18 protein-coding genes and 1 tRNA gene are annotated in these 17,742 nt (G+C 73.4%); 8 read left to right on the top strand and 11 right to left on the bottom strand.

Translation table 11 applies throughout. The features are described 5' to 3' along the window. Positions 1–26 precede the first annotated feature (26 nt). Genes JQN84_RS11840 through JQN84_RS11830 form a run of 3 tightly spaced genes read right to left on the bottom strand, consistent with a single transcriptional unit; the run spans position 27 to position 2,737 of the window. Positions 27–1,451 (bottom strand): PP2C family protein-serine/threonine phosphatase, encoded by a 1,425-nt coding sequence (locus JQN84_RS11840; protein ID WP_204958422.1) that lies wholly within the window; start codon positions 1,449–1,451, stop codon positions 27–29. Further along, positions 1,448–1,936 (bottom strand): FHA domain-containing protein FhaB/FipA, encoded by a 489-nt coding sequence (locus tag JQN84_RS11835; protein ID WP_204958421.1) that lies wholly within the window; start codon positions 1,934–1,936, stop codon positions 1,448–1,450. Before JQN84_RS11835 ends, JQN84_RS11840 begins: the two co-directional genes overlap by 4 nt. 6 nt (positions 1,937–1,942) lie before the next feature. After that, positions 1,943–2,737, bottom strand: coding sequence for an FHA domain-containing protein (locus tag JQN84_RS11830; RefSeq protein WP_204958420.1), 795 nt, complete (start codon positions 2,735–2,737; stop codon positions 1,943–1,945). A 228-nt stretch (positions 2,738–2,965) separates the two neighbouring features. Here JQN84_RS11830 and JQN84_RS11825 point away from each other — a divergent pair. The 4 genes from JQN84_RS11825 to JQN84_RS11810 all read left to right on the top strand — a co-directional run bounded on the left by JQN84_RS11825 (position 2,966) and on the right by JQN84_RS11810 (position 5,819). Beyond that, a tRNA-Leu gene (locus JQN84_RS11825) sits at positions 2,966–3,051 on the top strand. A gap of 64 nt (positions 3,052–3,115) precedes the next feature. Next, complete coding sequence (locus JQN84_RS11820) at positions 3,116–4,237, top strand: NAD-dependent epimerase/dehydratase family protein (RefSeq protein ID WP_204958419.1); 1,122 nt, start codon at positions 3,116–3,118, stop codon at positions 4,235–4,237. Further along, complete coding sequence (locus JQN84_RS11815; RefSeq protein WP_204958418.1) at positions 4,234–5,040, top strand: WecB/TagA/CpsF family glycosyltransferase; 807 nt, start codon at positions 4,234–4,236, stop codon at positions 5,038–5,040. The genes JQN84_RS11820 and JQN84_RS11815 overlap by 4 nt, the downstream gene beginning before the upstream one ends. Positions 5,041–5,198: 158 nt before the next feature. Then, complete coding sequence (locus JQN84_RS11810) at positions 5,199–5,819, top strand: hypothetical protein (RefSeq protein ID WP_204958417.1); 621 nt, start codon at positions 5,199–5,201, stop codon at positions 5,817–5,819. Here JQN84_RS11810 and JQN84_RS11805 read toward each other — a convergent pair. From JQN84_RS11805 to JQN84_RS11795, 3 genes are all read right to left on the bottom strand, one after another. Then, on the bottom strand, positions 5,787–6,179 hold the full coding sequence (locus JQN84_RS11805; RefSeq protein ID WP_204958416.1) for a hypothetical protein: 393 nt from the start codon (positions 6,177–6,179) through the stop codon (positions 5,787–5,789). The genes JQN84_RS11810 and JQN84_RS11805 overlap by 33 nt on opposite strands. A 153-nt stretch (positions 6,180–6,332) precedes the next feature. Beyond that, entirely contained in the window at positions 6,333–6,554 is a 222-nt protein-coding gene (locus JQN84_RS11800; RefSeq protein WP_091253343.1) for a DUF397 domain-containing protein, read from the bottom strand. Then, positions 6,524–7,405 carry a helix-turn-helix domain-containing protein gene (locus JQN84_RS11795; protein ID WP_204958415.1) on the bottom strand — a complete coding sequence of 294 codons (882 nt, stop codon included), beginning with the start codon at positions 7,403–7,405 and terminating at the stop codon, positions 6,524–6,526. Before JQN84_RS11795 ends, JQN84_RS11800 begins: the two co-directional genes overlap by 31 nt. A 638-nt stretch (positions 7,406–8,043) precedes the next feature. On the opposite strand from JQN84_RS11795, the gene JQN84_RS11790 reads away from it, so the two are divergent. Next, complete coding sequence (locus tag JQN84_RS11790; RefSeq protein WP_088645737.1) at positions 8,044–8,328, top strand: hypothetical protein; 285 nt, start codon at positions 8,044–8,046, stop codon at positions 8,326–8,328. Between the two features lie 102 nt (positions 8,329–8,430). After that, positions 8,431–8,946: a hypothetical protein gene (locus JQN84_RS11785; protein WP_239485269.1), complete on the top strand. Its 516-nt coding sequence runs from the start codon at positions 8,431–8,433 to the stop codon at positions 8,944–8,946. Positions 8,947–8,974: 28 nt separating this feature from the next. Here the strand turns inward: JQN84_RS11785 and JQN84_RS11780 are convergent, their stop codons facing one another. Continuing rightward, on the bottom strand, positions 8,975–9,643 hold the full coding sequence (locus tag JQN84_RS11780) for a PASTA domain-containing protein (RefSeq protein ID WP_204958414.1): 669 nt from the start codon (positions 9,641–9,643) through the stop codon (positions 8,975–8,977). 144 nt (positions 9,644–9,787) lie between these two features. Continuing rightward, positions 9,788–10,471 (bottom strand): PASTA domain-containing protein, encoded by a 684-nt coding sequence (locus JQN84_RS11775; protein ID WP_204958413.1) that lies wholly within the window; start codon positions 10,469–10,471, stop codon positions 9,788–9,790. Positions 10,472–10,583: 112 nt separating this feature from the next. Between JQN84_RS11775 and JQN84_RS11770 the strand changes: the two genes are divergently transcribed. After that, positions 10,584–11,954, top strand: coding sequence for a hypothetical protein (locus JQN84_RS11770; protein ID WP_204958412.1), 1,371 nt, complete (start codon positions 10,584–10,586; stop codon positions 11,952–11,954). Between the two features lie 22 nt (positions 11,955–11,976). On the opposite strand, the gene JQN84_RS11765 is transcribed toward JQN84_RS11770, so the two are convergent. Together JQN84_RS11765 and JQN84_RS11760 are read right to left on the bottom strand one after the other, a co-directional pair. Beyond that, on the bottom strand, positions 11,977–13,455 hold the full coding sequence (locus tag JQN84_RS11765) for a glutamate-cysteine ligase family protein (RefSeq protein WP_204958411.1): 1,479 nt from the start codon (positions 13,453–13,455) through the stop codon (positions 11,977–11,979). A 232-nt stretch (positions 13,456–13,687) separates the two neighbouring features. Then, positions 13,688–14,266 carry a YceI family protein gene (locus tag JQN84_RS11760; RefSeq protein WP_088645742.1) on the bottom strand — a complete coding sequence of 193 codons (579 nt, stop codon included), beginning with the start codon at positions 14,264–14,266 and terminating at the stop codon, positions 13,688–13,690. Between the two features lie 101 nt (positions 14,267–14,367). Between JQN84_RS11760 and JQN84_RS11755 the strand changes: the two genes are divergently transcribed. Further along, positions 14,368–14,874 carry a MarR family winged helix-turn-helix transcriptional regulator gene (locus tag JQN84_RS11755; RefSeq protein WP_204958410.1) on the top strand — a complete coding sequence of 169 codons (507 nt, stop codon included), beginning with the start codon at positions 14,368–14,370 and terminating at the stop codon, positions 14,872–14,874. 205 nt (positions 14,875–15,079) lie between these two features. Here JQN84_RS11755 and JQN84_RS11750 read toward each other — a convergent pair whose 3' ends face one another. After that, positions 15,080–17,692 carry an ATP-binding protein gene (locus JQN84_RS11750; protein ID WP_204958409.1) on the bottom strand — a complete coding sequence of 871 codons (2,613 nt, stop codon included), beginning with the start codon at positions 17,690–17,692 and terminating at the stop codon, positions 15,080–15,082. Positions 17,693–17,742 lie beyond the last annotated feature (50 nt).

Below are 17,742 nucleotides of genomic sequence, written 5' to 3'. Positions count from 1 at the left end.
GGTGTCCCTCGGATCTCAGCCGACGGTCACTCGGGCGACCGGCAGCCCGCCGGGTCTCCGGCCGGCGGAACCGCGTCGGAGGCCGAGGCGTCGGGTGTGGTGGGCGGCGTGGGAGTGCCGTTGGCACCCGGGACCCCGGTCACGTCAGGGCTGGGTGAGCCCGGGACGACCGGCGTCGACGGGTTCGCCGGCACAGGTGAGCCGGTGACCAGCGACGGCACCGGCGGGCAGACCGGCTTCAGGTTCGGGTTGGTCGGGGTGTCGCTGGTCAGCTCGGCCAGCCGGCGCAGCGCGTCCGGTCGGCTCTTGGCCTGGATGCCCTGCTTGACCTGCTCCTGGGCGGCCGGGGTGAGGTCGTCGAGCTTGGCCTGGCTGGTCGAGTGCACGCTGGACAGGTCGAGGCCGACCACCTGGCCGGGGACCCCGCGGAAGACCGCGAGCTGCCCGCTGTCGGTCGCTCCGACGTAGTACTGCCGCTGGGTGTAGCTCCACCCGGCGAAGAGGCCGCCACCGAGGATGACCAGCAGGGCCGCCAGCATCGCCGCGGTGCGCAGCGGCCGGCGCGGGCGCTCCGGGTCGTCGTCCCGGTTGGCCGCCGGCTCCTCCGGCGCGGGCGGACGCGGCGCGGACAGCGCCGACGCACGGGCGGCCGGGGTCGAGTCGTCGGCGGCGGTGGCCATGCCCCGGTCCCGGGCCGCGGCCCCGCCGACGATCGGGCTCGCCTCGACGATGTCCTGGTCGGTGGCGTCCGCGATGATCACGGTGATGTTGTCCGGGCCGCCGCCGCGCAGGGCGAGCTGCACCAGCCGCTCGACGCACTGCTGCGGGTCGGTGTACTCCCGGAGGCTGTCGCCGATGGTCTCCGCGCTGACCACACCGGAGAGGCCGTCGCTACAGATCAGGTAGCGGTCCCCGGGCAGCACCTGCCGGACGCTGTATTCCGGGTCGATGTCCCGGCCGTCGAGGGCGCGGGTGAGCAGCGAGCGCTGGGGGTGGCTGCTCGCCTCCTCCGCGCTGATCCGCCCCTCGTCGACGAGCATCTGGACGTAGGTGTCGTCCTTGGTGATCTGGGAGAACTCGCCGTTGCGCAGGAGGTAGGCCCGCGAGTCGCCGATGTGGACCATGCCGAGCTTGCTGCCCGAGAAGAGGGTCGCGGTGAGCGTGGTGCCCATCCCCTCCAGCTGCGGGTTGGCGTCCACGGTGTCGCGGAGCTGCTGGTTGGCGGTGCCCACGGCCGATCGCAGCGCGTCGACGAGCGCGTCCCCCGGGACGTCCTCGTCGAGCGGCGCCATGGCACCGATGACGATGTTGCTGGCGACGTCACCGGCGGCCATGCCGCCCATGCCGTCGGCGACGGCGAGGAGCCGCGGCCCGGCGTAGACGGAGTCCTGGTTTCCGTCTCGGATCAGACCGCGGTCGCTGTGGGCCGCATAGCGCAGGGTCAGAGTCATGGCCGTAATTCGAGAGAGGTGCGGCCGATACGGATCGGCACGCTGAGGGGGACGGGGGTCGGTCCGGTGACCTTAGCGCGATCGAGGTACGTGCCGTTAGTCGAACCGAGATCCTCGACGAACCACTGCCCGTCCCGGGGCACCAGCCGGGCGTGCCGGGCGGATGCGTAGTCGTCGGTGATGACGAGGGTGGAGTCCTCGGCCCGGCCGATGGTGATCTGCGCTTCGCCGAGGGTGATCCGGGTGCCGGCGAGCTGGCCGGCGGTGACCACCAACTGGTGGGCCGCCCGCCCCCGCTTCACCTTCGCCGGCTTCGCCGGCGGCTGCTGGGTGGCGGCCCCGACCGTGCGCGGCGCGGCCACCAGCCGCCCCGACCGGGCACCCGCGAAGAGATCCCGACGGATGACACCGACCACCGTGAACACGAAGATCCACAGCAGGATGAGGAACCCGAACCGGGCGACGGTGATGACGAGTTCCGGCAAGGCGGGTCAGCCGTCCACGCGGAAGGTCAGCGTCGTGGTGCCGAGCTGGATCATGTCGCCCGGGTTCAGGGCGACCGCCGAGACCCGCTGGCCGTTGACCATGGTGCCGTTGGTCGACCCGAGGTCGGTCAGCACGACCTGGCCGCCGTCGAAGTCCAGCCGGGCGTGTCGCCTGGAGATCCCGACGTCGGGCAGGCGCAGGTTGGCCTGGTCGCCCCGGCCGATCACGGTCGAGCCCATCTGCAACGGATAGGTACGGCCGTCGCCGGAGACCAGCCGGACGTTGCGCGCACCGCCGCCGTGGCCGGGCGGTGGGCCGTAGCCGCCCCCCTGGTCGTACGACGGGTAGGCCGGCGGGCCGGGGTCGTAGCCGCCGGGGGAGGAGACCGGAGCGACCTCACCACCGGTGTAGACCTCGGCGGTGACCCGGAACATGCCGGTGTCCAGCCCGTCGCCGCGCTCGACCTCGACGATCACGTCGCCGTAGACCGTCCACGCCTGCTCGCCGATGAACTCCGCCTGCGACTGGGCCAGCTCCTGGGCCAACGCAGCGGCGTACGGTGCCAACCGGCTGTGGTCGTACGGGGAGAGATCGATCACGTAGCGGTTGGGCACCAGGGTGCGGCCACCAGCGAGGATGGCCTTGTGCGCCTCGGCCTCCCGCTGCATGGCGTTGAGGATCTCCACGGGGTGGACCACCCCTTTGAAGACCTTGGCGAAGGCCCCTTCGACCAGGCCTTCCAGACGCTTCTCGAAGCGTTGCAGCACGCTCACCGGCTCCTCCTCGGGTCCCGAGGACATGATGGTATCTGGACGGCGCGCGTGCAGCTCGCGCGCCGCTCGGCCACCGCGCGGCGGCCCGTTCGGAGCGGCCCCCACGCCCGTGCTACTCTTTCGTCCGCCACGAAGGGTGACCGCTCGCAGGAACGGTAACCGGTCGAGGCGAGACCGCAGGACCGGGTAGCATGTTGCCGGCCCGCCGGAGACGGCGAAGTCGACATGTGACACCGCGTTCGACGGTTGTGCCACGGGGATGTGGCGGAATGGCAGACGCGCACGGTTCAGGTCCGTGTGTCCGAAAGGACGTGGGGGTTCAACTCCCCCCATCCCCACCACCAGATGAGGGCTCCGCAGCTGCGGGGCCCTCACTTCGTATCGGGGCGTAGCGGACCTCAGGCTATGCTCCGATGGTTTTTTCCAGCCTCCTACCTTGACCAGGAGTGTCGTGTGAGTGTCGCGTTGGTGACCGGGTCGGGCGGTCTGATCGGTTCCGAGGCGGTCCGGCACTTCGCCGGGCTCGGCCTGGACGTGGTCGGCATCGACAACGACATGCGGCAGGAGTTCTTCGGCGCCGAGGCCTCGACCGCGTGGAACGTCCGGCGGCTGACCGACGAGCTGGGGTCGGCGTACGCGCACCACAGCATCGACATCCGCGACCGGGACAGCCTCGGCAAGCTCTTCGCCCGGTACGGCCGGGACATCGCCGTGGTGATCCACACCGCCGCCCAGCCCTCGCACGACTGGGCGGTGCGGGACCCGTTCACCGACTTCGACGTCAACGCCGGCGGCACCCTCAACATCCTGCAGAACGTGCGCGAGCACTGCATCGACGCGCCGGTGATCCACTGCTCGACCAACAAGGTCTATGGCGACCGCCCCAACAGCCTGCCGCTGGTGGAGCAGGAGACCCGGTGGGAGATCGAGCCGGGGCACCCGTACGAGCAGGGCATCCGCGAGGACATGTCGATCGACGCCTGCCTGCACTCGGTCTTCGGGGCCTCCAAGGTCGCCGCCGACGTGATGGTCCAGGAGTACGGCCGCTACTTCGACATGCGGACGGCCTGCTTCCGGGGCGGCACGCTGACCGGGCCGGCACACTCGGCGACCGAGCTGCACGGCTTCCTCGGGTACGTGATGCGGGCCAACATGGAACACCGCACCTACAAGATCTTCGGCTACCAGGGCAAGCAGGTCCGGGACGCGATCCACAGCTCGGACGTGGTGTCGGCGTTCGAGGCGTTCTTCCGGGAGCCCCGCTCGGCGGCGGTCTACAACCTGGGCGGCGGCCGGCACTCCAACACCTCCAACCGGGAGGCGTTCGCCCTGGCCGAGCAGATCACCGGCCAGGAGATGATCACCGAGTACGTCGACGCGAACCGGATCGGCGACCACAAGTGGTGGATCGGCTCGAACGAGGCGTTCCAGGCCGACTACCCGGGCTGGAAGCAGGTCTACGACGTACCCATGATCATGCGGGAGATCTACCAGGCCAACGTCGACAAGTGGGTGCCGGGAGCATGACCGCCCAGGGCAAGCGCAACGTCCTCGGCGTCCTGGTCGACGCCACCGACTACGCCTCGGCCACCGAACAGGTCGTCGCGGCGGCCCGGGACCGCCGGCCGCTGGCGCTGACCGCGCTGGCCGTGCACGGGGTGATGACCGGGGTGCTCGACCCGGCGCACAACGCCCGGCTCAACTCCTTCGACGTGGTCACCCCGGACGGCCAGCCGGTGCGCTGGGCGCTCAACCTGCTGCACCACGCCGGCCTGGCCGACCGGGTCTACGGCCCGACGCTGACCCTGCACGTGCTGCGCCGCTTCGCCGACGAGGGCCTTCCGGTCTACCTGTACGGCTCGACCGAGGAGACGCTGGCGAAGCTGCTCCCGGCGTTGGAGCGGATGTTCCCGGCGCTGAAGATCGCCGGGGTGGAGCCGTCGAAGTTCCGTGCGGTGCAGCCCGGCGAGGACGTCGAGATCGCCGACCGGATCCGGGCCAGCGGCGCCCGGCTCGTCCTGGTCGGTCTGGGCTGCCCCCGCCAGGAGGTCTTCACGTACGCGATGCGGCCCCTGCTGGACATGCCGCTGATGGCCGTCGGCGCGGCCTTCGACTACCACGCCGGCCTGCTCCGGCAGCCGCCGCCGTGGATGCAACGGGCCGGGCTGGAGTGGTTCTGGCGGCTCGGGTTGGAGCCGAAGCGGCTCTGGCGGCGGTACGTCATCCTCAACCCGGCCTACCTGACCCGTCTCGCCGGCCAGAAGACCGGCCTGTGGAAGGCCCGGCCGCCGGCTCCGGCCACCGAACGGCCGGCGACCTTCGCGGTCTGATCCGTCCACTGCGGACGACCGGCCGGGACGACGAACCGGCCGGTCCGGTGCCGTTGGGCCGACCGGTCGGGGCACGGCCACCCCTACGGGATGCTCCGGGGTGGGAACAGGGGCCTGTCCCGGATTCGCCGCCCTCCGTTGTGGGCAAGGCTGTATCCATGGATGGGCATCTCGTCGTGCTGCTGTCGATCGCCGCCGTCTGGCTCGCCGCCGGCGTCGTCGCGGACGGACTACCCCGGCTGGACCGGGCCCGCGCCCTGCGCCGGCGTACCGGATGGCTGCTCGCCCTCTCGGTCGCCGGGCTGACCCTGACCGCGACGGTGTTGGCCGCCGGCACGATCAGCGGCGGGGACACCCCGGTCGACCGGGCCGCCGGGCAGCTTCCGCTGGTGGCGGTGCCGGCACTCGCGGTGGCCGCCTGCACGGTGCGCCGGGTCCGCCGGCTGCGGGCCGGGGCCGGCGCGTTCACCGCCGCGCCGGAGACCCCCGCGCCGTACGGCCTGCGGGCCGCCGCCGGACACCCACTGATCGGGCTGCCGTTGCAGGTGACCGCGTTGGCCGCCGTGCCGGGCCTGTTGCGGGCCGGCGGGCTCGACCTGAGCGCCGGCAACGGGGTGACCGGGGTGGCGCTCACCGTCGGCGGGTTGGCCGTCCTCGCCATCGGGGTCCGCCACGGCCTGCGGCACAACCGGCTCGCCGAGCGGACCCTGCCGGGTGCCCGCCCCGCGCTGGCCGGGCTGCCCGCCTCATCGGCTGCGGCCGGCTCCCTGCACGTATAGCAGTTCCAGGATCGCCCGGGTCGCCTCGAACCACCGGTCCAGCCAGCCGGGCGGCGGGACGCTGCCCTTCGGCGGCAGCTCCAGCAGCAGTCCGCGCAGCAGCGGGTGGTCGATCATCGATTCGGGTGCCTCGGTGAGCCGGGCGTCCCGGGCGGGCGACGGCTCGGCGAGCAGGTTCGGGTCGATCGACATCGGCGGCCCGACCTGTTCGGGCGCGGTGACACCGTCATGATCGAAGTCGATGTCGCCGGCACCCACCTCGGTGAGCATCGTGTCGCGGCGGACACTGCGGTACTTGCCGCCGAAGCGCTCGGCCCGGCCCGGGCCGTGGGTGAGGTTGTCTGAGCCGATCGTCGTCATCTGCGTATCGCCTGCCTCGCTCGGTTGCCGCCGTCTGCGGCGGATCGTCGACCAGCGCCGTACCGAGGGTTCAACGACCCGGGGCGCGAGTGGCGACGGGCCGGCCGGGGAGTGTCCCCCGACCGGCCCGCGGTCAACGCCACGCTGCGTTGGTCAGTGTTGGCCGAACGCGCCGTTCCGAGCGTCGGCGACGAAGGCGTTCCATTCCCCGGGGGCGAATACGAGGGCGGGACCTGTCTTGTCCTTCGAGTCCCGTACCCCGACCGCCCCGATCACGTAAGCCACCTCGACGCAGTTGTCACAGTTCGGCCCACTTTTTGAGCTCTTGAACCAGGTTGCCTGCGTCAGGTCCTCGGGGAACCTCTTGGTCGCCATTTCCACAACGGCTCCTCTGCCAGTTCTGCGATGTGTGCTATGGACTCCTCGGGCTGCCTGGCTGCTGCTCGAATGTGATCGAAGATGAAGCTGTACTTCTGTAGCTCGTCGCTCTTCTCCAGGAAGAGCCCACCCGTGGCGTTCTCCGCGTACACGACATCCGGATCAACCGATTCGGGAAAGCTGAGAATGGTGAACGTCCCGTCCATGCCGGCGTGCGCCCCCACCTCGAAGGGCAGGACCTGCAACGTCACGTTCGGCAGTTCGGCCACCTCCACCAGCCGCCGGAGCTGGTTACGCATCACCGCGTCACCGCCCACCGGCCGACTCAACACCGCCTCATCGAGCACCACCCAAAGATCGACCGGATCGTCCTGGGTCAACAACGACTGACGGCCCAGTCGGACACGCACCCGTTGCCGCACCTGGTCGGCGGTGAAGTCCGGACGGGCCGCCTGGATCATCGCGCTGGCGTACTCCTCGGTCTCCAACAGACCGGGCACGACCTGCTGTTCGTACGCCCGGATGTGGCCGGCCGCCGCCTCCAGGCCGACGTACGCGCCGACGAGCACGGTGCTGTAGGGGTGCCACCACCCCTTCTGCCGCGCCTCGCGGGCGATCTGCACCAGTTCCTCGCTCTCCGCGCCGACCACCCCGTAGATGCGGAGCATGTCCCGCACGTCGCGGGGCGTCGCGGAGGTGTGCCCGGTCTCGATCCGCGAGATCTTGGAGGCGGAGCACTCCAACTGCTCGGCGACGACCTCAATGGTGATGCCGGCCCCGTCGCGCAGGCGGCGCAGCTCGGCCCCGAGCCGACGACGCCGGATGGTGGGACTCCGCCGTTCGCTCATCGCATCGCCCCAGGTGCCGATGACGGGGGAAGCTGCTGCCTCGCGCTCACCCGGTTACCTCCGGTCGATCGCGCCTACGTCCACACCCGCCGGAGGCGCGATCGACGGGCGGCGGGCGATCGTTCGCGGCAAGGGGTGGAACCGGTCGTCGGCCGGCCGCGTCGGGCGGAACCGCGTCCAGTGTGCCGCTCCGGAGTCGGCGTGATCAAGCGCCCGGTTCACGTGTCGCCCTCACGTATCGGCAAAAGTCGACGTGCAACTTGCATCCCGCATCACACTGATGCACTCTGTCCGTATGGTTCGAGTCACTCACCGTTTTCGGTCGATTTCCCGGTGTGATCAACGCCCTGGGCTCGCCCGGCCGGGTGGGTGCCCCGGGCCGCAGGATTCCACGAGACCTGCCCCGGGTTGATGACCCCGCCGCTGCACGCCCGAAGGCTGCGGCGGCGGGAGCGGTAACACCCGTGAGCAGCCGGGTGATGGCCGGGTGGCGCGATCCACCACCAGCGGGTACGCCCCCGGCCAGCACCACATCGAGCACCGGCCCGCGAGGCACAACCCCGTCGCCGGACCCGCAACCGTTCCCGTTCCGCACCGGCCGGCCACGCGACGCCGGCCATATCCTCCCAGGAGCCCATGTGCTTCCCCGCTCCGGTGACGTTCTGCACGTGACCCGCGCCGCCAGTGTGCAGTTCCTCAGGCCGATCACCTTCCGGGTGATCCGGGTGCTCGACTGGCCGACGTACGACGGCTGGCTCTGGCTCGACGGCTACCAGCTCAACGCCGCGGGCGACGCGGTCAGCCGCCGCTCGATCTTCGTCCAGCGGGCCGGGCTGACCCAGCTGCGGGCCGCAGCCGTACCGCGTCAGCACACCGCACGGTCACGCCGGCCGGTCAACCGCGCGCCGATCGCGGTGGGCTGACTCCCCGAATACCCGGCCGGAGGGCGTACCGCCGCCATAGAATCGGTACGCCCACCCCGGCGAACGTCTCCACCCCGCGCGTATCCGGCCCCTGAACCTGGGATGGCCATGGTCTATCTGCCCGCCGCGCGGCGGCACCACAGGTCCCGCCTCGGACCGGCCTTCGGGCTACTGGTCCTGATCGGCGTGGTCCTCACCCTCGTGGTGGTGACCCGTTACCCGGCCGAGTCGGCCACCCGGCTCGCCGAGCCGGTGCCGGCCCCCGAGATCACCGTGGCCGGGCCGGCCGACGCCGAGGCCGGCGACGACGGTACCCGGCCCGGCCTGCCGCCCCCCGTCGGGAGCAGGCCCGACACCCCACCCCCCGACACCTCATCCGGGGACGACCTGCCCGCCGACGGCGACGAAGCGGCCGACCCGGGCGGGGACGCGGCGGCCGACCGGGGGACCGCACAGTCCGGCGTCGGCGGCGGCGGTGCGTCCCCGCTCGCCGAGCCCCGACACCCGTCGGACGACCCGCAGACCGTCGTCCAGTCGCTGTTCTACTCCGGCCTGCTCGGGCTGGCCATCTCGCTGGCCGGGCTGGGCCTGGTGGGGACCAGACGCCGGATGTGGTGAGCCGGGCCGACGCGGGGCCCCGGCTCCGTCACCCGGTGGGGGTGGTGGTCGGGGTGGCGGTGCCGGTCGGCGACGTCGCCGGCTCGGCGGCCACCACCAGCGTCACCTCGTCACCCGCCGACACCTGCTGACCGGCCTCCGGATCGGTGGACAGGACGGTGCCGGGTGGCCGGTCCGACTCCCGCGTCTGCACCCGGGCGGACAACCCGAGCCGCCCCAGCAGGGCCTCCGCCGTCTCCTGGGAGAGGCCGACCAGCGGCGGCACCGCGATCTTCGCCGCTTCGGTCGACGGCGCGGTGGTCGGTGGGGTCGTCGGTGGCCCGGTAGTCGGTGCGCTGGTGGGCGGTGCGGTGGTCGGGGCGGCACCCGTCGTCGGCACTGCCGTCGGTGGCGGGGTCGGTGTCCCGTCCGAGGGCGTCTCCACCGCCCGCAGGGCCAGCCAGATCCCCACCCCGACGAGCCCGAACAGGACGAGCCCGAGCACCCCCAGGAGGATCGGCGTCCACCAGCGTCGGCCGCGCTGCTCCTCGGCGTACCACTCGGTCGGCTCCCGGGGACCGGCCGCCCGTGGCGGCGGCACCCCGGCCCGGCCGGACCAGACAGGCGTACCGGCCGGCTCGGGCCGGGTCGTCGCGTCGGCCGGGGGCAGCGGGCGGGTCGCGTCGTCGGCGGGCGGGTCCTGGCGGTCGTCGCTCATCGCACGTCCTCTCACCACCTGGCGGACGGCGGGCGCTCGACCCACGTGCGCGGCCCCGGGCCGGCCGGGCGGTCGTGGCCCTCGGCCCACCACGGTAACGGTCGGGGCCGGCATCCACCGGGACCGGCGCGGCGACCCGCCCGGTCAGAGCGTCGGCGTCGCCCCGAGGGTCGGCGTCGGCGTCTGTCGGTCACCGCAGGAGATGGCCACCTGGTCGTTCCAGTGCGCGGTCGCGTCGGCCGCCGGCAGCTGGGCGGTGACCTCACCCCGGTTGCCGGTGGGGTACCGGGGGAACAGGCCCACCTCGCCCAGTTCGTCGGCGGCGTCGTCGCAGTCCTCGCCGATCAGGTCCGGCACCTCGACCTCGGGGGCCGGCCCGCTGACCTCGACCCGCACGGTGGTGCCCGCCTTCACCGACGTGTCCTGGGCGGGCACGGTACGGGTCACCGTCCGGCCCGACCCGGTGCCGAACACCAGCCGCCAGCCGAGCTTCCGGTCGTGCAGCGTATCCCGCGCCTTCTCGAAGTCGAGCCCCACCAGCCGGGGCACGGTCAGCCCGCCACCGGTGGCGGCGGGTGGCGGCGGTGCGCCGGTCCGCGCGGCGGTCGGCCGGGCGGTGGTCGGTTCGTCGACCGGGGTGGACGGCCCACCGGCATCCGCTGCCCCGGGGGTGCCGGTCTCCTGGGCGTCGGGTTCGGCAAGCGCCCACCCGACGGTGCCCCCGACGGTGGCCAGCAGGACCGTCGCCAGGGTGCCGCCGAGCAGCAACCTGGCCCGGCCCGGCCGGTCCCGTCGCACACTGTCCTGTTCGGTGTAGTCGTCGTCCATGCCGCTCCCGCCTCGTCCCCGAAACGGTACCGGCCGCTGCCCAGTGGTCACCGGCCGTGCTCCGATGCTCGTCCGACTCGCCGCCCCGACCGGGGAACGCTACAGTCCCGGCATGGCGGGACGGGGCTGGGGAGGATCGGTGCTCACCGCGCTGGGCGTCGCCGCCGGTGTGGGCGCCGCGCAGCTGGGCTTCGGCTACGGCCTGGGCATCATCAACTGGGCGCCGGTCGACGTCGGGGCCACCGAACCGTCCTGGTTCGCCAGCCTCGCCTGGGCTACCTGGATCGCCGCCGTCTCCACCGTCGCCGGGGCGGTCTGCGCCCAGCGGCTGCACGAGCGGGGCGGGGACGTCGCCGCCGGCAGTGCGCTGCACCGGGTCACCCTCGCGGTGGCGGGCGCGGTCGGCGCGCTGATCACCGTGCTGCTGGTCGCGGTGCCGTCGCGGGCCGCCTCGGTACCGGAGACCTTCTCACCGCAGACCGTCGCGGCCGGGTACGCCGGGGTGGGTGTGCTGGTGGGCCTGGTGGCGGCCGTCTGGGCGCTGCACTCGCGGGCCGCCGCGACGAACGTGATCGCCACCGTCGGCTGGCTCTGGCTGCTGGCCGTGGTCTCCGTCGTCGACGGGGTGCTCGCCGGCCGGGGGCTGACCAGCGCCCAGCTCGGCATCTGGCAGATCGCCCAAGACAGCCCCCGGTTCTGGTGGCGGGACCACCTCTACTGGCCGGGCGCGCTGCTGACCCTGGGCTCGGCCCTGCTGATCGGCGCGTCGGCCGCCCGACGGGCCGCCCGAACGCCCGAGCTGCGGCTCGGTGCGGTGGTCTCCGGGGCCGCCGGGCCGCTGCTCGTCGCGGTGGCCTACTTCCTCGCCGTGCCCCGACTGGCCACGATCTCCCCGGCCCAGGTCTCGGCCCACCTCGTCGCGCCCTACGCGGTCGTCGTCGGCGCGGCCGGGTCGGTGCTGGTGGCCTCGCTCGCCCAGCGGGCCGAACGACGGGCCGCCGCCCGGACGACGCCGTCGGTGCCCCGTCCGCGTACCGGCGGACCGGACGACCTGCCGGCCGGCACCGACCCGGTCGCGCCCTCCGAACCGGACACCCGGCCCGACCTCCCGGCCGCCGTGGTGGAACCGTCGACCGGCACCGTGGTCGACGCCACCCCCGACCGGCAGCCGACCTCCGTCACCGGCACGACCGGTCCGGCCGACCCGGGTGGTGACGCCGTGCCGACGCCGGCCGCCGGGGACGGTTCCCCCACGCCCGTGCCGGACGCCGGGGGCGGTTCCGCCGCGCCGGCGGTCGGTCGGGCCCGGCCGGTCCGTCGGGGCCGGAGCGCCCCGGCCACCGGTGCGCCATCCGCCGGCCCCGGGGCGGACCAGGACGCCGGAGCGCCGGGCGACGCCCAGCCGGGCGACGGGCCGGCGGGGGTACGCCCGACGGATCCGCCCGCCGTGCCCAGGCCCCGCCCCGGTCGCCGCACCCCCTGACCGTCGACCGCCCGCCGGTGGTTCAGTCCACCGGCCAGGTGTGCACCGGTTCGTTGCTGCGCTGGAGTTCGGCGTACCGGTTGGCCATGTGGCGCAGCGCCGCGTCCCGGTCCAGGTTGCGGTGCCGCTGCGCGGCCCACACCGTCTCGGTCTGCCAGACCGCGCCGTTGCGGCCGGTACGGCAGCGCTGTTCGATGATGCCGAGCAGGCGGTCCCGTTCGGCCGGGGCGACACCGAACCGGTCCAGCCCGGTGGCCGCCTTCGGCAGGAGGGTGTCGAGGACCAGCCTGGTGACCGGCACCTCGCCGAGCCGGGGCCAGTGCAGCACCGCGTCGAGGCCCCGGCGGGCGGCGGCGTGGAAGTTCTCCTCGGCGGAGCTGAAGGTGAGTTGGCTCCAGATCGGCCGGTCGGACTCGGCCAGCCCGCGCGCCAGCCCGAAGTAGAAGGCGGCGTTGGCCAGCATGTCGACCACGGTCGGGCCGGCCGGCAGCACCCGGTTCTCCACCCGCAGGTGCGGACGGCCGTTCATGATGTCGTACACCGGGCGGTTCCAGCGGTAGACGGTGCCGTTGTGCAGTCGCAGCTCGGACAGTTGCGGGACACCACCGGAGTGCAGCACCTCGACCGGGTCCTCGTCGGCGCAGATCGGCAGCAGCGGCGGGAAGTACCTGACGTTCTCCTCGAACAGGTCGAAGATCGAGGTGATCCAGCGTTCCCCGAACCACACCCGGGGGCGTACCCCCTGGGCCTTCAACTCGTCCGGGCGGGTGTCGGTGGCCTGCTGGAACAGGGCAATCCGGGTTTCGGCCCAGAGTTGCCGGCCGTAGAGGAACGGCGAGTTCGCGCCGACGGCGACCTGGACGCCGGCGATGGCCTGGGAGGCGTTCCAGTAGTCGGCGAAGCTGTCCGGGGCGACCTGGAGGTGGAACTGGAGGCTGGTGCAGGCGGCCTCGGGGACGATCGAGTCGGTGTGCGTACGGAGTTGCTCCACCCCCCGGATGTCCAGCTCGATGTCCTCGCCCCGGGCACCGACGATCTGGTCGTTGAGCACCCGGTAGCGCTCGTTGGTGGAGAGGTTGTCGGCCACCAGGTGCTGCTCGGTCAGGGTGGGCAGGATGCCGACCATGACGATCCGGGCGTCCGACTTGGCCGCCCGCTCGTCGGCCCGGTCCAGGCTGCTGCGCAGGTCGGTCTCGTAGTTGGCGAACCCGGCCCCCTCGATCAACCGGGGCGTCGCGTTCAGTTCCAGGTTGAACTGCCCCAGCTCGGTCTGGAAGAGCGGGTCGGCGATCGCGGCGAGGATCTCGTCGTTGCGCATCGCCGGCTCGGCGTCCGGGTCCATCAGGTTGAGTTCGATCTCCAGGCCGGTCATCGGCCGGTCGGCGTCGAAGCCGAAGTCGTCGAGCATCAACGCGAAGACGTCCAGGCAGCGCCGCACCTTCTGCCGGTAGCGGACCCGGTCCTCCCGGGAGAACGCGCCCTGCTCGACGTCCCTACCCATGTTTCCTCCAGGCGTGAGACGCGCGGGACGGTCACCGTCCCGGCGCGCAGTGTGAACCACCATAGGAGCGCCCACGCGCCGGGGCCAGTGCCCACCGGGTATGCGCTGTCCCGCTTTTCTACCCAGCGGCCGTCCACCAGCACCGGATGCCGCCGTCGCCGGACAGTGACAATCCGCACGCGGACACGGGGAAGCCCCCGCTCGCGGTGAGCGGGGGCTTCCCGTGCCGGGCTCAGGCCTGCCGGATGGCCTCGCCCTCGATCTCGATCTTGATTTTCTTGCCGACCAGCACGCCACCGGTCTCCAGGGCGACGTTCCAGGTCAGGCCGAAGTCCTCACGGTCGATCTCGGTGCTGGCGGTGAAGCCGAACACGTCGGTGCCGAACGGGGTGCGGCCGACGCCCTCGAACTCGACCTCCAGCTCGACCTGGCGGGTGACGCCCTTGATGGTCAGGTCACCGAGCAGGACGAACTCGTTGCCGTCGTGGGACTTCACGGCGGTGCTGCGGTATTCCAGCGTCGGGAACTGCTCGACGTCGAGGAACTCGGGGCTGCGCAGGTGGCCGTCCCGGTCGGCCTGGGCGGTGTTGATGCTGGCCGCCTGGATGGTGGCGGTGACCGAGGACTGCAGCGGGTCCTCGGCGACGGTGATGGTGGCGGTGGCGTCGGCGAACTCGCCGCGTACCTTGCTGACCATCATGTGCCGGGCGACGAAGCCCACCCGCTTGTGCGCGGCGTCCAGCAGGTAGGTGCCGGCGGCGGGGATGGTGAGGCCGTCCCAGTCGCGGGTAACCGACTCGGTGCTGGTCATGTAACTGCCCTCCGGGGAAGATTGTTTAGTAGCCCAACGACTGCCTGAGCAACTATAACCGCAGCAATATTCCCCGTGTCAAGCACTGCTAGGATGGCCAGGTGGACGAGACTGTGTTCGACGACCCCCGGATCACCGCCGTCGGCCTGCTGGTCGAGGCGCACGCCGGGCTGACCGCCCGGTTCACCGCACAGTACGAGGAGCACGGCGTCTCCGCGGTCGAGTTCGAGGTGCTGATGCGCCTGGCCCGCTCCCCCGGCAACCAACTACGGATGACCGACCTGGCCGCACAGACCTCCCTGTCCACCAGCGGCGTCACCCGGGTGGTGGACCGGATGGAACGCGACGGGCTGCTCCGCCGCCGCGCCTGCCCCTCCGACCGGCGCAGCTCGTACGCGGTGGTCACCCCGGCCGGCATGCAGCGGCTGGACGAGACCCTGCCCGGCCACCTCCAGATCATCGAGCAGTGGTTCACCGGCCAACTCGAACCCGCCACCCTCGCCGCCATGCTGGACGGCCTGCGCCGGGTACGCGACGCCGTCCACCCGGGGGCGACCGCCGGCAGCACCGACCAGGCACCGACCGACGAGCCGCCGGCATCCTGCTGACCGTCCGTCACCAGGATGCCGGCGGACCGGCAGAAAAAGCGGCAGAACCCGTCCGACCCACCGGTCGCAGAGCCGCCGATCGCCGCAAAACGGACGGCCCGGCTGGCTAGCCTTCATCCCGCGGGGGAGCACCGGGGGGTGCCGGCGCGAGCGATCGAGCGAGGGGTTTGACCAGGGGGCTCGCTCGCTCGCGCCACCCCCGCGTCTAGCCCAGCAGGCGTTCCTCGTCCGGCAGCAACCGGATGCCGCCGCGCCGGCACGCCTGCGCCAGCCGCTCCCGCACCTCGGCCGAGCCGGTGCTCACGGCCAGCCCGACCAGGGCTTCGACCATGTCCCGCCGGTCCTGACCCGCCGCACCGGCAGCCTCCGCCACCGCGAACCACTCCGCCGCCAGCTCCCGGTCCCCCCGGTGCCGGGCCATGGTGCCCTCGATCAGCGCGCACACCGACTCCTCCGCCCGGACCGGCCCGCCACCGCCGGGCCGGCTCCCGGCCGCGCCCGGCTCCGACCGGGACCCGGGCGGCGTCGGACGACCGTCGCAGCGCAGCTCGGCCAGGATCTCGGCGGCCTCGTCGAGCCGGCCCGAGCGGGCCAACGCCAGCCCCACGGTGCCGAGCACCCGCCGCCGGTGCCCCGGATCACCCACCCCGGCCAGCGCGGCGACCACCCGCCGGCCCTGGTCCACCGCGTCACCGAGACGCCCCTCCAACCGGGCCACCTCGGCCAGGTCGGCACGGGCCAGCAGACGCAGCCGGGGCTCCCCGCACTGGGCGGCCAGCCGGTCCACCGCGGCCAGCCGACGCCGGGCCGCCGACAGGTCGGCGAGACGGATCTCGTGCCAGGCCAGATGGTGCTGGGCGACCGCCATGTCCCGGGTCCGGCCGTGCCGGGTGGCCAGGGTCAGCACCGCGTGCGCCTGCTCGGCCGCCTCGTCGTAGCCACCGGTCGCGACCAGCAGGGTGCCGAGGATGGTCCGCGCCGCCAACTCCCCGGCCACGTCGGCCTGCCCGGCGAGCACCGCGAGCGCGGCCCGGGCGGCGGGCAGTTCCTGCGCCGCCGCGCCGTGCTCGGCGGCCAGCCGGGCCACCCCGAGCAGCGCCCAGGCCCGCAGCACCGGATCGGCGTCGGCGGTACGGGGGTCGGCCAGCAGCCGGCACAGCCACTGCCGGCCGCTGACGTCCCGCCCCCGCATCCGCCACCAGCGGGTCAGGCAGGCGGCCAGCCGCAGCGCGGTGACCGGATCGTCCCCGGCGGCGTGTGCCAGTGCCGCGCCGATGTCGCCTGTCGCCTCGTCGAGCTGACGGACGGCCGCCGGCTGTCGCGCCCCGACCAGGTCCGGCGCGGTACGGGTCACCAGCCTGGTGATCACCACGGCGTGCCGGCGACGGACGGCGGTCAGCTCGCCCCGGCCGGCGGCCTGCTCGACGGCGTACTCGCGGACCGCGTCGAGCAGCCGGAACCGCAGCGGCCCGGCACCCCGGACGCTGAGCAGGCCCAACTCGACCAGCCGGTCGAGCAGCGGCACCGGGTCGACCACCACCGACGGGTCCGGGTCGTCGGCGAGCAGTTCCTCGGCCAGCTCCACCGACCACCGGTTGGCGAACACCGAGAGCCGGCGCAACGCCGCCTGCTCCCACCCGTCGAGCAGCCGGTAGCTGGTGGCGACCGCCTCGCGCAGGGTCACCGCGACCGTGGACCGGGCCGGGTCGTCGGTACGCCCCGGCGGCGCGGCCTCCCAGCCCCGTCCGCCGAGATCCGGGCCGGCCAGGTCGAGCACCCGGTCGCCGTACCGGTCGAGCAGTTCGGGCAGGTCGAGGATGCGGCCCCGGGCCGCCATCAGCTCGATCGCCAGCGGCAGGCCGTCGAGCCGGCGGACCAGCGCGGTGAGGGCGGGCAGCTCGTCCGGGCCGGGCGGTTCCGGGCGGACCCGGGTCAGCCGAGCGGTGAACAGGGCCGCCGCCGGCCACCGGCCCAGCTCGGCCGGGTCGACCACCCCGGCGGGGGGCACCTCCAGCGGCGCCACCGGGCGGACGAGTTCGCCGGGGATGCCGACCGGGTGTCGACCGGTCGCCACCACCCGCAGGGTGGGCACCGCCGCGACGAGCAGGTGCACCACCTCGGCCACCGGGTCCGGGGCCCGTTCGACCGCGTCCACCAGCAGCAGCGCCGGGCGGCCCCGCAGCCGGGCGGCCAGTTCGGCGAGCCGGGCCGCGCCGAGCACCGCGCAGGCCGCGGCGAGCACGTCGTTGGCGTCGGAGCCGGTGCCGACCAGCACGCCGGCCACCCCGCCCGGGTGGGCGTCGGCCACCGCGTGCGCCACGGCCAGGGCGAGCGCGGTCTTGCCCACCCCGGCCAGGCCGACCAGGCTCAGCACCGGCGGCCAGCCGTCACCGATCAGCAGGCCGGTCAGCTCGGCGAGTTCCCGTTCCCGGCCGATCAGCTCGACCGCCGGGGGCAGCGCCATCGGCGTACCCGGGAGGTCGGGGTCGCGGGGGACGGTGCCGACGCCGGGCGTGCGGTCCGGCAGCCCGGCGACGCCCGGGGCGACCGGGGTGGTCGCGGCCTGGCCGCGGGCGCTGGCGAGGAAGGCGGCGCGGGCCGCGCCGGTCAGGCCGAACGCCCCGGCGATCAGCTCGGCGGTGGTGCGGTGCGGCCGGTGGGCCCGGCCGCGTTCCAGGTCGCGGACCGTCCGCACGCCGACCCCGGCCCGCTGGGCCAGGTCGGTCTGGGTGAGACCGGCGGCCAGGCGGTGGGCCCGCACCAGCTCCCCGATCGGGGTACGACCACCCGCGGGCGAGTGATCATGATCCGGGGTCATGGGCAGGAAGGGTACGGACGGGATACGACGTCGGGCAGCCCTTCGTCGGC

The sequence above is a fragment of the Micromonospora humidisoli genome (assembly GCF_016900955.1).
Taxonomy (GTDB): Bacteria; Actinomycetota; Actinomycetes; order Mycobacteriales; family Micromonosporaceae; genus Micromonospora; species Micromonospora wenchangensis.
The sequence above is the reverse complement of the archived record's forward strand: the minus strand, read 5'-3'. Positions and strand labels throughout refer to the sequence as shown.

Excerpts from the sequence above, each read along its gene's own strand:
- JQN84_RS11765 (WP_204958411.1), bottom strand. The coding sequence starts at position 13,455 with ATGGGTAGGGACGTCGAGCAGGGCGCGTTCTCCCGGGAGGACCGGGTC.
- JQN84_RS11830 (WP_204958420.1), bottom strand. The coding sequence starts at position 2,737 with ATGTCCTCGGGACCCGAGGAGGAGCCGGTGAGCGTGCTGCAACGCTTC.
- JQN84_RS11750 (WP_204958409.1), bottom strand. The coding sequence starts at position 17,692 with ATGACCCCGGATCATGATCACTCGCCCGCGGGTGGTCGTACCCCGATC.
- JQN84_RS11805 (WP_204958416.1), bottom strand. The coding sequence starts at position 6,179 with ATGACGACGATCGGCTCAGACAACCTCACCCACGGCCCGGGCCGGGCC.
- JQN84_RS11775 (WP_204958413.1), bottom strand. The coding sequence starts at position 10,471 with ATGGACGACGACTACACCGAACAGGACAGTGTGCGACGGGACCGGCCG.
- JQN84_RS11770 (WP_204958412.1), top strand. The coding sequence starts at position 10,584 with ATGGCGGGACGGGGCTGGGGAGGATCGGTGCTCACCGCGCTGGGCGTC.
- JQN84_RS11780 (WP_204958414.1), bottom strand. The coding sequence starts at position 9,643 with ATGAGCGACGACCGCCAGGACCCGCCCGCCGACGACGCGACCCGCCCG.
- JQN84_RS11800 (WP_091253343.1), bottom strand. The coding sequence starts at position 6,554 with ATGGCGACCAAGAGGTTCCCCGAGGACCTGACGCAGGCAACCTGGTTC.
- JQN84_RS11785 (WP_239485269.1), top strand. The coding sequence starts at position 8,431 with ATGGCCATGGTCTATCTGCCCGCCGCGCGGCGGCACCACAGGTCCCGC.
- JQN84_RS11760 (WP_088645742.1), bottom strand. The coding sequence starts at position 14,266 with ATGACCAGCACCGAGTCGGTTACCCGCGACTGGGACGGCCTCACCATC.
- JQN84_RS11795 (WP_204958415.1), bottom strand. The coding sequence starts at position 7,405 with ATGAGCGAACGGCGGAGTCCCACCATCCGGCGTCGTCGGCTCGGGGCC.
- JQN84_RS11820 (WP_204958419.1), top strand. The coding sequence starts at position 3,116 with ATGCTCCGATGGTTTTTTCCAGCCTCCTACCTTGACCAGGAGTGTCGT.
- JQN84_RS11815 (WP_204958418.1), top strand. The coding sequence starts at position 4,234 with ATGACCGCCCAGGGCAAGCGCAACGTCCTCGGCGTCCTGGTCGACGCC.
- JQN84_RS11840 (WP_204958422.1), bottom strand. The coding sequence starts at position 1,451 with ATGACTCTGACCCTGCGCTATGCGGCCCACAGCGACCGCGGTCTGATC.
- JQN84_RS11810 (WP_204958417.1), top strand. The coding sequence starts at position 5,199 with ATGGATGGGCATCTCGTCGTGCTGCTGTCGATCGCCGCCGTCTGGCTC.